Below are 12,737 nucleotides of genomic sequence, written 5' to 3' on the forward strand. Positions count from 1 at the left end.
TTGTGAAATTTACCGCAAAGTGCGCAAAGGTTTTTTTTATCGTCTGTACTGCTGTCTTTATTAAGGTCGCAAAGGCTGTTCGTTGCAAACTTTGCGTAATCCCTTGCGTTCTTTGAGGTTAAATAACAGTTTATTTACATGATCTCTTCTGAAAGTAAAAACTATGAGGTTCTATGGATTGGAATTTGGGATTTAAAAGTTGGAATTTCTTTTGAAAATAATACTTCCTTTTTACCGTAAACTGCGTTAGGGATAGTAGCGGTATCCTTTTGCGACACACTATACTTCTGGCAAAGCAGACTACAATCTCTCTCGCAAAAGATTTAGCGGACAGCCCGGCCCGGAGGGAAACGCCAAAATTATTATCTATGCGCATAAACACTTGATTGTTTATAAAGGTGTTTTGCTTTATTTTTTAGCTTTTAAAATAGTTTTGTGTCTTACGCTTGTAGTAACGAGAAAATAATGCCTTAAATCTTTTGTTTTGTAATTTCAAAATTGTGAAATCTGTTGTGATGAATTTTAGAATTCATTGTTCGATTATATTGGTACATTTGTTTAGCAATTATTTGAATTATGACGAAATTATTAGATGTAATAAATAGCTTTCAGGAATTGGATTTTGAAACTGAAGAAGCGATAAGAAAATATTTTATCGAGGAAAAGTTTCAAAAAAATGAACTCATAGTTAGTGAAGACAAAATATGTTCTAAAATCTATTTTATAAAATCAGGTTTAGTACGACGATTTTGTGTTGAAGATGGAATAGAAATTATAAAATGGATTTACCGATAATCAATTCGTTACTTCTTTGAGTAGTTTTTTTGAACAGAAACCTTCTTTTGAAAATTTTCAGGCTTCTGAGGACACAATTTTGTATTCGTTGTCGTATGAAGATGAAGAAATTTTATTAAAATATCCTTTATTTTCTAAGTTTCATATTAAATTACTTCGACTTTATCTTTCTAAATTAAATGAGTTTTATCATCTTTTTACATCAATGAACGCTCAGGAAAAATATTTGTATCTACTAAATACATTGCCTCAGATTATTTTAAAAGCTAAATTAAAAGATATTGCTTCTCTAATAGGTGTAAGTCCCGAAACTTTAAGCAGGATTAGAGCCCAAATTAATTGATTTTAGATCAATAAATTGTATTTGTTTCTTTTTAATATTTGTATTCTACACAAAATAATAGAAATTGAAAAATAGTGTGATTGGCCGCAAAGCTATAATTGGAAAGAATGTTCATATTGGAAATTTTACAAGTATTGAAAATGATGTTATAATTGGGGATAATACCTGGATTGGTAATAATGTAAATATTTTGAATGGTACCAGGATTGGAGAAAATTGTGAAATACACTCGGGAGCTATTTTTGGGGGGAATCCGCAAGACTTAAAATACAAAGGGGAATATAATTCTCTGGAGATTGGCAACAATACGATTATTAGAGAATTTGTTACCATAAATAAAGGAACCGCATCAAAGGGTAAAACTAGTATTGGTGATGCCAATTTAATCATGGCAAATACTCATATAGGTCACGATTGTGCTATTGGCAATAATTGTATTATTGGTTTTAATGTCGGTATAGCAGGCGAGGTAATTGTTGGAGATTGGGTGAATATTAGCGGCTTAACCGCTATTCATCAGTTCTCTATTATTGGCGAACATTGTATGATTGGTGGTATGAGCCGCATTGTTAAAGATGTTCCTCCTTATATTTTAGCATCACGAGAACCATTGTCTTATTGTGGTTTAAATGTAATTGGACTAAAAAGAAGGGGTTTTGGAGTCGATAAAATTAATGAGCTAAGAAATATCTATCATGTTATTTTTCAGGAAAAGCGAAATACAACTCACGCGCTGAAACTGATAGAACAAAATTTTGCACATACTGTAGAACGCGATAAGATTGTAACTTTTATTAAAAAATCGACCCGAGGAATTATAAAAGGGATAGATTAAAAAAACTTCATTATTTTTTTAATGGAGCTTTTTTTGTTAGATTTTCTAAAGTTATTTTACTTTTATTTAGATTAAAATATCAATCATATTCTTTTGTCATTTTGGCTAATAGAAAAATCAAAACGACTACATCTCAGATAACACTTCTTCAGACTTTTGCCTTATAATTTTAAAACAATAAAAAAATGCAAAAGACAATTTTTATCACAGGAGCGTCATCAGGTTTAGGAAAATCAACCGCAAAATTATTTCAGAGTAAAGGCTGGCGAGTAATTGCCACAATGCGTAATCCTGAAAAAGAAACAGAATTAAATAAATTAAAAGATGTAATACTACTTCCTTTAGATGTAACACAACAGGAGCAAATTACTTCGACTATAGAAAAAGTTACCAATTTATATTTGGTAGATGTTGTAATGAATAATGCAGGATATGGTTTGATTGGTGTATTGGAATCTTTAAATGACGAGCAAATTCAACGTCAAATAACAACAAATTTACTTGGTGTTATCAGGATCTCCAAAGCTTTTACTTCTCACTTTCGTGAAAGAAAAAGCGGTATATTCATCAACATTACCTCGACTTTTGGATTAATAGGATTTCCAACTTGTTCAATTTACAGTGCTACAAAATTTGCTGTCGATGGCTTTTCTGAAAGTATGGCATATGAACTCGCTCAGTTTGGAATACAGGTAAAAATTATTGCTCCCGGAGGAATGCAAACTGATTTTGCCGTACGTTCTATGGAATTAGGACAGCATGAGGCTTATGAAAAATTAACTTCAGAAGTAAGTAAAGGTTACAGTGCCGAAAAAATAAGCAATTACACTAAAGTTGAAGACATTGCTGAAATTGTTTATCAATCGGCTACAGATGGCAAAAATCAATTGAGATATGTTGCAGGTAATGATGCAAACCAATTGTATGATGAGCGATTAAATTCGGGTATTGAAAATCAAGTGCAAAATATTAAAACCATGTTTACTTTTTGAATTTTAGATAAAAAATGAAAAATCAAGCTATAGAACTGACTACCTTTAAATTAAATAATTGCACGATAACACAATTTATTGCTGCTAATAAAGAGATTGACGAATTTTTGAAAAAACAAAAAGGATTTGTTTCCAGAAGTATTTTTGAATTGAAAAAGAGTATTGTGTACGATCTTTTGGTGTGGGAAAGCGCTGAAGACGGCACAACTGCAATGCACAAATTGATGGCGGAATTAAGTGATTCTGTCGTGCATGAGCTTATTGATCAAAGTACAGTAAGCTGGAATATTGCGCCAGTAGAACATTCTGTAAATTTGTCTAATAAGTATAAAAGTCAACATTCTATAACGAAATAAGTAATGAAAAATCAGCCTAGAATATTTAGCACTATATCTGAACTTCATCGCGCAATGGGTCAGCCAAATCCAATGCATCCGCTTATTAGTATTTTAAATTATGGTGAAGCCATTTTTGATCCTAAGGATTTTGAACAGGGAATTATATTAGATTTTTATAAGATCTCTTTTAAAACTCATTTTAAAGGAAAACTACGATATGGTCACGGTTTTTATGATTTTGAAGAAGGAGGAATGTCCTTCATTTCACCGGGACAAGTTTTGAAAATGCAGAATGAAGAGGCTGATTATAGCGGAATGTCGTTGCATATTCATCCAGATTTTATTCGTCCTTATTCCCTAAATAGTGCTATTAAAAAATATGGGTTTTTTAATTATTCGGCTTCAGAAGCTTTGTATTTATCAGAGAAAGAAAAAGAAACTATTTTAGGTGTTTTTGCTTCGATTCAGAATGAACTTAATGAACGAATAGACAACTTTAGTCAGGATGTAATTATATCTCAAATAGAACTTTTACTGAATTATAGTAATCGTTTTTATAATCGGCAGTTTATTACGCGCAAAGCAGTGAATCATGATGTGCTTTCTAAATTAGAAATCCTGATCAATGATTATTTTGATCAGGAAAAAACATTGACACAAGGCGTTCTGACTGTTCAGTTTTTGGCAGAACAATTGAATTTGTCTCCCAGATATCTAAGTGATTTGTTACGCAATCTTTGCGGTCAAAATACACAGCAGTTTATTCATGATAAATTAATTGAAAAAGCAAAAGAATATATTGCAAATGGGACTCATTCAGTTGCAGAAATTGGGTATAAATTAGGCTTCGAACATCCGCAATCGTTCAATAAATTATTTAAGAAGAAGACCCAGTTAAGTCCAATAGCATTTAAAGAATTATTCAATAAAAATTAAATTATGGCCTCACTAAATTTCGAACAATTAAAAGAACGCTCTTTAAAAATAAGACAACGTTATCATGAATTAGAGCGAATTCATCACGAAAGCGAATGGACTGTGGAAGAAGATGCACTGGCTTTTTTAACAGATGCTGGTTTAATAGGTCGCTATGTGATGTCGCAACAAGGGAGATGGCCAAAAGAGAATACTGCAGAAGAGCTCAAACATAAAATTGGCGAATCAATCTGGTGGCTTACCATTTTAGCCGAAAGGATGAATATAAATATCGAAGAAGCAACAGAAGAGTTTTTAAGTAAAACCGAAAATTTGTTTGAAAAATAATATTTGCGATTTTGGCTTTTTTGCCAAATGACAAATTCCTTAATAATAACTTTGACTAACTTGCCACTATGAAAGAATTTATAGAATATATATTGCAATTTGGGAATTTAAATTCCCAACAAATTGACTTGGTTTTAAGTAAAGCGACAGCATTAGAATTAAAAAAAGAGGAATATTTTTCTGAAGCCGGAAAAGTTGCACAGCAAGTAGGCTTTGTGTTAAATGGTATTGTAAGGGTTTGTTATTATAATAATAAGGGAGAAGAAATTACGAAATATTTTATTGACGAAAATAATCTTGTAGTAGATTTGGAAAGTTTTGAAAATGAAATTCCTTCAACAGCTTATGTGCAGGCAATCACAGATACCACTATGATGATTTTTTCTAAAAAAGACTGGAAAGAACTTTCTAATACTATCGTGGGATGGGATGCAATAGTGCATAAACTTATTTCCAGAGCGTTAATGCAAAAAGTAGAAAGAAGAAGTCCGCAGATTTCAGAAGATGCGACCACACGTTATTTGAAATTTTTAGAAATCTATCCAAATGTTGTCAATCGTGTTCCGTTATCTTATGTTGCCTCTTATTTAGGTGTTACTCAATCCTCATTAAGCAGAATAAGAAAAAATATAAGTTAAATTGCTTTTTGCCAAATGGCAAATGATTTTATTTTTAAAGGAGTGAACTTTGCTTCAATAATTTAAAACAAGAAAAAATGAATTCAGTATTAATTACAGGAGCAAATAGAAGCATTGGTTTAGAACTGGTAAAACAGTTTTCTAAAAAAGGATTATTCGTTTATTTAGGGACTCGCGATCTTGAAAAAGGACAAGTAGTGGTAAACGAATTAAACAAAAATGGTTTTGAAAATATTAAAGCCATTCAAATTGATGTTACCAATCCGGATACCATTTTAGCAGCCAAAAACATTGTAGAAAGTGAAAAAGGTAAACTAGATATTCTGATAAACAACGCAGGAATAAGCGGGGAGTTTCCTCAAAGTGCTCTTAATACATCGATTAAAGATATTCAAAATGTATTTGATACAAATTTTTTTGGTGTCATTAGTGTTACGCAAGCATTTTTAGAATTGCTTAAAAAATCAAAAAGTCCAAGAATAAGTAATATTACATCGGGACTAGGATCTCTAACTTTACATAGTGATCCTACCTGGAAATATTATAATTTTAAAGCAGCGAGTTATGTTACTTCAAAAGCAGCTTTGAACGCTTACACTATTGCACTGGCATACGAGTTGAGAGAATTACCTTTTAAAGTAAATGCAATTGATCCGGGTTATACAGCTACAGATTTTAATCATCATAGTGGTCCGGGTTCAGTAGAAAGTGCTGCGGCTTTTATTATCAAACATACTTTTACAGATGAAAATGCGCCTACAGGACAATTTTTCAGTAATGATATAGAAGATGAATCAGAAGTTAGCCCTTGGTAGAAATTTCAAAATTAAAGTACAGATTCAAATGAAGTTTGAATCTGTACTTTAATAATATATTTTTGATGAAAAATGTATTAGTCTTACTGTTTTTTAGTTCGAATCTGTACTTTTTACATCAATAAATTCTTTTATATAAACAGACTTTCCTGTTACTGAAAAGCCTTCTAAAATTACTTCAAATTTACCAGAAACATCTGATGTATAAAACTGAATATTTGAATTAATTGTACTTAAATCAGTATTTGGCAGCCATAAAAGTTGATGTCTGTAGTCAGGAATTCTTGTGTTTTTTTCTTGAGTATAATCAGGTTGAAAATATTCTTTTTTAGCTACTGGTCTTAAAAGCTGTGGTTTTATTATGTAGCTTCCATCGAGTTTTGTTTCATAATCTCCTTTCTTTGTTGTAAAAAAAAGTAATCCGTTAAATGACTTTGCTCCATAGTAGTAAAGACTTTTTACAACATTTACACTATAGAGATTTCTAGGATTGTATGTAAAAAAATCATTCAAATTTTCAAGTATCAATCCGTCAACAACAACTAAAGGAGGTAATGTTGAGTTGAAATTTTTATCATGATCGTAAATCATTAAGCTATATTTATCTTTCTCTTTTCTAAAAACGACACCAGTTATAATTTCAGTAATGGTTTCTTCCATTGTTGGAAATCTGGTGAAGTCATCAAATTTATACTCTGTAGTTGAAGTGCCAAAAAATGGAGCAAATTTATCAGTAGTAATTGTGCTGTCTTTTTTTATGTTGTAATATGCGTTTTCTATTTGACTTGAAATCAATCTTTCGGTAATGTTTTTATTGGAGTCTGAATTTAATTGAAGAGCAGGAAATACTAATGTAGAAAAGTCCGTTTCCTTAGTTTCGTCAATTTCGATACTATAATTTTCTTTATTTTCTCCAAGTAACTGAATTACAACATTGGGGTTTGTATTTGATCTTTCTAAATTAAAAGTAAATCGACCTTGCTCATCTGTTTTAGCTATTTTTAAATCGTAATTTTTTCCAACAATCGATAAAGCTACTTTCTTGTTATTTATTTCTCCAAAATTAGATTTTATTCTTCCCTTAATAATTTCTCCTCGCAATTCCGGAAGAACAAAATCAGAAGAAGGAATAATACTGTTCGAAATTTTGTTTTGATTGACTAATTTATAATCGTTAAATAACGCTTTATTTTGAATCGAAAAACCATCTGATTTTCTAACAGATATTGTATAGTTTCCTTTTAAGAAATCGTCATCAGAAGTTTTAATGCTTACTTCAACTTTCTGACGATTCGCTACTATCTTATTATCAAAATGAAATGAAATATTGGTGTCAATTATCGGTTCTGAAATTGCTGCTTCATTTTGACTTTTTGTTGTTACAATATTTTCTTTATAAGGATTCACTATATAAATATCAGTGATAAAATAATAATCAATATTTTTATTGAGGATCCAGTTAGTATATCCTACTATTTTATAAGTACCAGTTTCTAAAGTGGTAGGAATAAAAAAATCACCATTTCCAGTTCCGTTTTTAAGAAATATTTTTTGTGTCGCAATTGTTTTTTTATTGCTGTCGATAAGTTTAAAATATGCAACCTTGCTATACTCGGTGGGTAAATTTGTTGATTTATTTAGGCAGGAAATGTTATATAGTAAAGTTTCTCCAGTTAAAAATGAATTACTATTAGTACTTATATAAACAATTTCGTTAAGATTTGTATCAATTTCGTTCAGTTCAACTGAAGAATTATTATTTTGAGCAAAGCTTATTTGCTTACAAATCAATAATAACGTTATGACTAATATGTGTTTTAATCTATCCAAAATGATGGTTTTATATTTGATGAAAAAATGGAGCAATCCCCACATGGAACAGGATACAATATATAGACTGTTGGTTTACTCGGGTAGTAAACTTTGCTGTTTGTACGAATGAGATCAAGAATTTCTTCGCCTCTGCAAACAGCATTGTCAGGAAAGCAATAGGTATAAAAGTACAGGTCAGGTGCTTCTTTAATAATTTGACTTTCATCAGGGCAATGATACTGATATTCCGGAATTTTTTCTTTTGGGAAAATATCTATAAAATTAAAAAACAGTCTTTTTTCTGAATATGAACTTACATCAAAAAAGCCAATTACCTTTTCGCGCGGATTATCAACAGATTTAATGTTTCCGGAGAAAAAACCCGGTTGTGTTTGTGAGAGCAGACTTCCGGAACTTGATATGCTTTTTAATGTTTCGTAGTATGTATATGAAGCAAGGCTTTGAACATATTGTTTTACAAGAATACTATACCTGTTTCTAATATAATTATCTTCACTGCTAATAAATCTCACAGGAAAATTTATCACCTGGTCTGCAGATAAATTATTCGTACTTGTTAAAAGTATAGTGTTCGATTTTTGACTTGAGAAACAAACTCTGGCCTCTGTAGTTCTTTGCTCAAAAATGATTTCACCTTTGGGATTAGATCCTGCAGGAAACATATTGGCAACAGCCTTCGAGGGAAACCATTTTGGAGCCACAATTTTAGATGTTTCTTCGTATTCGTATCTGTAATACTTAGATGTATTTGTTGGGTCGGTACTATTTGCAGTTATTTCTACACCCAAAATATTATTTCTGGTTACTGCTTTGGCCTCAACGCTTTCAAGTGGCGTTTGAGTAGTTAATTTTTCAGTACTAGAAACATATGATTTTCCATTTTTGGTCAGTACATGTAATTGATATTGTCTTTCCGGACTTGCCTGAAATTGTGTTGCAGAAACATATGAGGTGTCACCTTCTTCAAATTCATATCTATTGTTTGCGTCATCGGTCACATATACAACAGCTTCAGTTTCAAATTTAGGAGCACTTTCTTCCAGAGTGTATGTTCTTGATATTTTTATTTCCTGAAACTTGTATTCATTCGTGATGGTTGCTGCAATAACAATAACATCTTCAAAACCATTTGCCTGATAGTTATATGGAGTTGTGCATCCAAAAACTGATGCCAGCAGTATCGTTATAAGAAATCTATAGTGTAAGATTTTTTTCATAACTTTTTAAAATTTAAAATTATAAGTGATAGTTGGTATTGGAACTGCAAAAATTGACGTTTTGTAGGCTTTGATTTTTCCGTCTTCTGTTACAAAAAAAACAGAGTATGGATTATTTCGTCCTAACACATTATAAATTGAAATATTCCAAAAACTATGTGCTAATTTTTTTATTTTATGATTTCCTTCAATGTTTAAGCCAATGTCCAGTCTGTAGTAATCCGGTATTCTGTATTTGTTTCGGTCGCTATACAATGTATATTCTGCCCCATTAAAATTATATTTACCAATAGGGTAAGTTACTGGTCTTCCTGTTTGATATACAAAATTAGATGAAAAACTATATCTATGAGTAAATTTATAATTCATCACAATGCTAACATCGTGGGGTTTGTCAAAATTTGCAGGAAAAAAGTCTCCATTATTTACTTTTTCATCATTAAACTTACTGTCCAATCTTATAAAAGTCCTTGCATAAGTGTAACCAATCCATCCATTAAGCTTACCGTTTGGCTTCTTTAATAAAAATTCTACTCCATAAGCTTTTCCGTCTCCTTGAAGTAATTCGGTTTCTAAATCCTGGTTTAATATAATATTTGCACCAACCTTATAATCTAAAATATTTTTGGATGTTTTATAATATCCTTCTAAACTTAACTCGATATCATTGTTCTCTAATTTTTTAAAGAGACCTAATGAGTATTGTATTCCACTTTCTGGTTTTACGTTTAAATCAGATAATTTCCAGGTATCTGTTGGAGCCTGAGTAGAATTGTTTGATAATAAGTGGATATATTGAAAGTTTTTATCGAAACCAGCTTTAATAAAAAATGACGGATCAAAGATATAACGTAATCCAATTCTGGGCTCGAAACCTCCTGAAGTATTTATGACTTCATTATTACCATAATTTTTCTCTTCAATAACTGTAGACGGAGTCATAGGCACACCTTCCTGATATATTTTTTGAGTTGATTTTCCTAAAGCGGCATACAATGAATATCTTGCGCCAACATCAAGTAATAATTTCTCGGTAATTTGAAATTTATCTGAGAAATATACTCCAGATTCTAATCCTTTTTCGTCGTCAACTTTTATTGGATTGATCAAAGAAGACGATCCGTTTGGTGTCATTTCTCCAGGATTAACCTTGTAAAGTTTAGTTTGAATTCCGTAAGTAAATTTATGCTTTGCGTTGTATGAAGTATTAAATTTTAGACTAGCCTGAGTTTCGTCTATCTTATATTTGAAAATAAAAGACTCCGGATTAGCTGAATTGTAATTAATATTAAAATTATATTCACTGTTAGTTACATTTAATTCACTGTTCGTTTTTTCGCTGAAATTATGCTTCCACTTCAAAGAAATAAGTCTGTTGCTGTATTTATATAAAGAATCAGGGGTTATATTATAAGCGTCTTTGCTATAATAGACAGTTCCTTCGACTGAATTGTTTTGATTGATTTTATGATTGTATTTTGCAAATAAATCATAAAAAGAAGCCTTGCTATTTTTAAGATTTTCGTCATCTAATGATTTAAGAATCCAGTCAGAATAAGTGGCTCTTCCTCCAACCAATAAACTTGCTTTTCCTTTTACAACAGGAATTGAAGCGGTTAAATTACTCGTTACAGGTCCAATTCCACCTTCTCCGGAGATTTTGTCTACATTTCCATTTTTAGAAGTGATGTCAAATACAGAGGATAGTCTTCCTCCAAATTCAGTTGGAATACCTCCTTTGTAAATATCGACTTTGTTGATAGTATAAGGATTAATGGAGGAAAAAAATCCAAATAAGTGAGTAGGATTATAAATAGTTGCATTGTCTAAAAGAACTAGATTTTGATCTTCTTTTCCTCCTCGAACACTAAATCCTGATGAACCTTCTCCAGCTGTTTTTATTCCTGGAATTGTTAGCGCGATTTTTAAAATGTCACGTTCGCCAAGAACAACCGGAATATTTTTTAAACCTTCTGCTTCTAGTGTTGTAACTCCTGTAATTGCGGTTCTAATATTTTGGCTGTTTTTGCCTTTTACTACAACTTCATCCAGCTGGTTTATTTTTTCGATAATCGAAAAATCTAAAGTTCCATTGCTGTAAATCATTATTTTTCTCGAAGTGTTTTTATAAATTAAAGATTCAATTTCAATAGTATTTATACCGGTAGGAAGTTTTAAACTATAAAAACCCGAAGCATTAGTTGTCGCAGTGATTTTTGTGTTTTTTACTTTTACGGTAACATCAGTAAGAGGTTTATTGTCCTTCATGTCTGTAATAGTACCAGATAAAGTATAAAAATCTACTTCAGTTTCTTCTACTTGCTCTTTACCAATTAATGCAATCTGATTATCTTTTGCATTTGGTACATTTTTACTAACTGAATCATATTGTTGAAAGAATACAGGAGTTTGTATACTTCTCGAATCAACCGTGTTTTTTACAGGATATTTATTGTAAATAACACTATTTTTAGTAAAAATGATTTTATTTTTATCAACAAAAAAATTAAGATCAGTGTCCTTGAAGATCTTAAACAATATTTCGTCTATTGTTTTATTTTGGAAGCTGCCAGAAATTAAAACAGTATTATCAAACCACTCTTCCTGAAAGTAAAATTTATAATTTGTCGAAGCTTCAATTTTTTTTAAAACTTCAATTTGGTTAATGTTGCTGTAATTAAGACTAAGAGTTGGTTTTGAATCTTGTGAATACAATAACTGATTTAAACCCAAAAAAAGTAAAATAATAGTAAAAATTCTCATTTAATTAGTTTCTAGGAATTAAAAATTGTTAATGTATTGTATTAGATTTTTCATAAATAATACCTGATTTGTCTTTCTTAAATCCTTATTCATTAGAAAGAAATCATTTATTTTTCTTTTTTGATTCGGATATAATTTAATAAGTTCTGTTTTATCATTAATCAAGGTGAATTTATTATCTTTTAATAGTAAATAATCAGAATGAGATTTATAATCAATGAAAACAGAATAGCCTCTTATGACATCATTTTTCTCCTTATTGTATTTTATATATAAGACAGCATTATTTCCAATTATGACTTCTTCATAATAACCAGATTTGAAGTTGGTAGATGTTTGCTTTAAATTGATGAATTTTTCATTATCAATTTTAAAAGAGTCAACTTTTTCTTTAAGAAGATTGATTTGTATATAAGGTGATTCGATATAAGGTCTAATTACTAGCTGATCATTAAACAGATCATATTTTAAGTCTAGATTAAAGTAGCTTTGACCTTCATAAATAATATTACCATTTTTAAATTCGTCAGTTTTATAATAACGATGATGATCATTTATGGTTTGATCAAAATTTAAATGTCCGTTCCCATTATTGAAATCCAGAGATTCTTTACCAAAATTTTTGTCAAACCAATTATAAGTTAAAACTTCATTATTATTTTGGCCGAAAATTTGCGAAGTATTTAGTAATAATCCAAATAGAATTATAAAAAGAAGTTCTTTTTGAAGTTTTTTCAAAAGATTAAATATTTAAAGGTTGTGGTTTTGGTTTTCAAAAATATTAAAAAATATTAGAAAAAACCTATAAATATTTTTAAACTTGTTATATAAAATTAAAAATATAATATATGATGTTTAAAATTTTAACAAAAGTGAAAAATAAAATAAAAACAAAGAGTTTTTTT

Annotated in this window: 13 protein-coding genes; 9 read left to right on the forward strand and 4 right to left on the reverse strand. The window is 30.3% G+C overall.

Annotated features, from left to right (window positions below; genetic code table 11):
* The first annotated feature begins 576 nt into the window (after positions 1-576).
* From FLP_RS25650 to FLP_RS17335, 9 genes are all read left to right on the forward strand, one after another.
* On the forward strand, positions 577-795 hold the full coding sequence (locus FLP_RS25650; RefSeq protein ID WP_207797850.1) for a cyclic nucleotide-binding domain-containing protein: 219 nt from the start codon (positions 577-579) through the stop codon (positions 793-795).
* A gap of 16 nt (positions 796-811) precedes the next feature.
* Complete coding sequence (locus FLP_RS25655; RefSeq protein ID WP_207797851.1) at positions 812-1,138, forward strand: Crp/Fnr family transcriptional regulator; 327 nt, start codon at positions 812-814, stop codon at positions 1,136-1,138.
* Between the two features lie 64 nt (positions 1,139-1,202).
* Positions 1,203-1,973, forward strand: coding sequence for an acyl-ACP--UDP-N-acetylglucosamine O-acyltransferase (lpxA, locus tag FLP_RS17305; RefSeq protein WP_065450787.1), 771 nt, complete (start codon positions 1,203-1,205; stop codon positions 1,971-1,973).
* Between the two features lie 185 nt (positions 1,974-2,158).
* On the forward strand, positions 2,159-2,965 hold the full coding sequence (locus FLP_RS17310) for an SDR family oxidoreductase (protein ID WP_065450788.1): 807 nt from the start codon (positions 2,159-2,161) through the stop codon (positions 2,963-2,965).
* Between the two features lie 14 nt (positions 2,966-2,979).
* A complete protein-coding gene (locus tag FLP_RS17315) occupies positions 2,980-3,321 on the forward strand; it encodes a hypothetical protein (protein ID WP_065450789.1) in 342 nt (113 codons plus the stop codon).
* A 3-nt stretch (positions 3,322-3,324) separates the two neighbouring features.
* Positions 3,325-4,239, forward strand: a complete 915-nt coding sequence (locus tag FLP_RS17320) for a helix-turn-helix domain-containing protein (protein WP_065450790.1) — start codon at positions 3,325-3,327, stop codon at positions 4,237-4,239.
* Positions 4,240-4,242: 3 nt separating this feature from the next.
* On the forward strand, positions 4,243-4,566 hold the full coding sequence (locus FLP_RS17325) for a MazG-like protein (protein WP_065450791.1): 324 nt from the start codon (positions 4,243-4,245) through the stop codon (positions 4,564-4,566).
* Between the two features lie 68 nt (positions 4,567-4,634).
* Complete coding sequence (locus FLP_RS17330; RefSeq protein ID WP_065450792.1) at positions 4,635-5,204, forward strand: Crp/Fnr family transcriptional regulator; 570 nt, start codon at positions 4,635-4,637, stop codon at positions 5,202-5,204.
* A gap of 77 nt (positions 5,205-5,281) precedes the next feature.
* A complete protein-coding gene (locus tag FLP_RS17335; protein ID WP_065450793.1) occupies positions 5,282-6,019 on the forward strand; it encodes an SDR family NAD(P)-dependent oxidoreductase in 738 nt (245 codons plus the stop codon).
* A gap of 93 nt (positions 6,020-6,112) precedes the next feature.
* Here the strand turns inward: FLP_RS17335 and FLP_RS17340 are convergent, their stop codons facing one another.
* The 4 genes from FLP_RS17340 to FLP_RS17355 are packed head-to-tail and all read right to left on the reverse strand — an operon-like array spanning position 6,113 to position 12,570.
* The gene (locus FLP_RS17340; protein WP_065451174.1) at positions 6,113-7,849 is read right to left on the reverse strand and encodes a hypothetical protein; all 1,737 of its coding nucleotides are present in this window, start codon (positions 7,847-7,849) and stop codon (positions 6,113-6,115) included.
* On the reverse strand, positions 7,837-9,069 hold the full coding sequence (locus FLP_RS17345; protein WP_065450794.1) for a DUF4249 domain-containing protein: 1,233 nt from the start codon (positions 9,067-9,069) through the stop codon (positions 7,837-7,839). The genes FLP_RS17340 and FLP_RS17345 overlap by 13 nt, the downstream gene beginning before the upstream one ends.
* Positions 9,070-9,075: 6 nt before the next feature.
* A complete protein-coding gene (locus FLP_RS17350) occupies positions 9,076-11,832 on the reverse strand; it encodes a TonB-dependent receptor (RefSeq protein WP_065450795.1) in 2,757 nt (918 codons plus the stop codon).
* Positions 11,833-11,850: 18 nt separating this feature from the next.
* Entirely contained in the window at positions 11,851-12,570 is a 720-nt protein-coding gene (locus FLP_RS17355) for a hypothetical protein (protein WP_065450796.1), read from the reverse strand.
* Positions 12,571-12,737 lie beyond the last annotated feature (167 nt).

Source organism: Flavobacterium piscis (genome assembly GCF_001686925.1).
Lineage (GTDB): Bacteria > Bacteroidota > Bacteroidia > Flavobacteriales > Flavobacteriaceae > Flavobacterium > Flavobacterium piscis.

Bases quoted from the DNA above. Each gene is read 5' to 3' on its own strand.
- FLP_RS17335 (WP_065450793.1), top strand. From the start codon at position 5,282: ATGAATTCAGTATTAATTACAGGAGCAAATAGAAGCATTGGTTTAGAA.
- FLP_RS17315 (WP_065450789.1), top strand. From the start codon at position 2,980: ATGAAAAATCAAGCTATAGAACTGACTACCTTTAAATTAAATAATTGC.
- FLP_RS17350 (WP_065450795.1), bottom strand. From the start codon at position 11,832: ATGAGAATTTTTACTATTATTTTACTTTTTTTGGGTTTAAATCAGTTA.
- FLP_RS17310 (WP_065450788.1), top strand. From the start codon at position 2,159: ATGCAAAAGACAATTTTTATCACAGGAGCGTCATCAGGTTTAGGAAAA.
- FLP_RS17320 (WP_065450790.1), top strand. From the start codon at position 3,325: ATGAAAAATCAGCCTAGAATATTTAGCACTATATCTGAACTTCATCGC.
- FLP_RS25650 (WP_207797850.1), top strand. From the start codon at position 577: ATGACGAAATTATTAGATGTAATAAATAGCTTTCAGGAATTGGATTTT.
- FLP_RS17345 (WP_065450794.1), bottom strand. From the start codon at position 9,069: ATGAAAAAAATCTTACACTATAGATTTCTTATAACGATACTGCTGGCA.
- FLP_RS17330 (WP_065450792.1), top strand. From the start codon at position 4,635: ATGAAAGAATTTATAGAATATATATTGCAATTTGGGAATTTAAATTCC.
- FLP_RS17325 (WP_065450791.1), top strand. From the start codon at position 4,243: ATGGCCTCACTAAATTTCGAACAATTAAAAGAACGCTCTTTAAAAATA.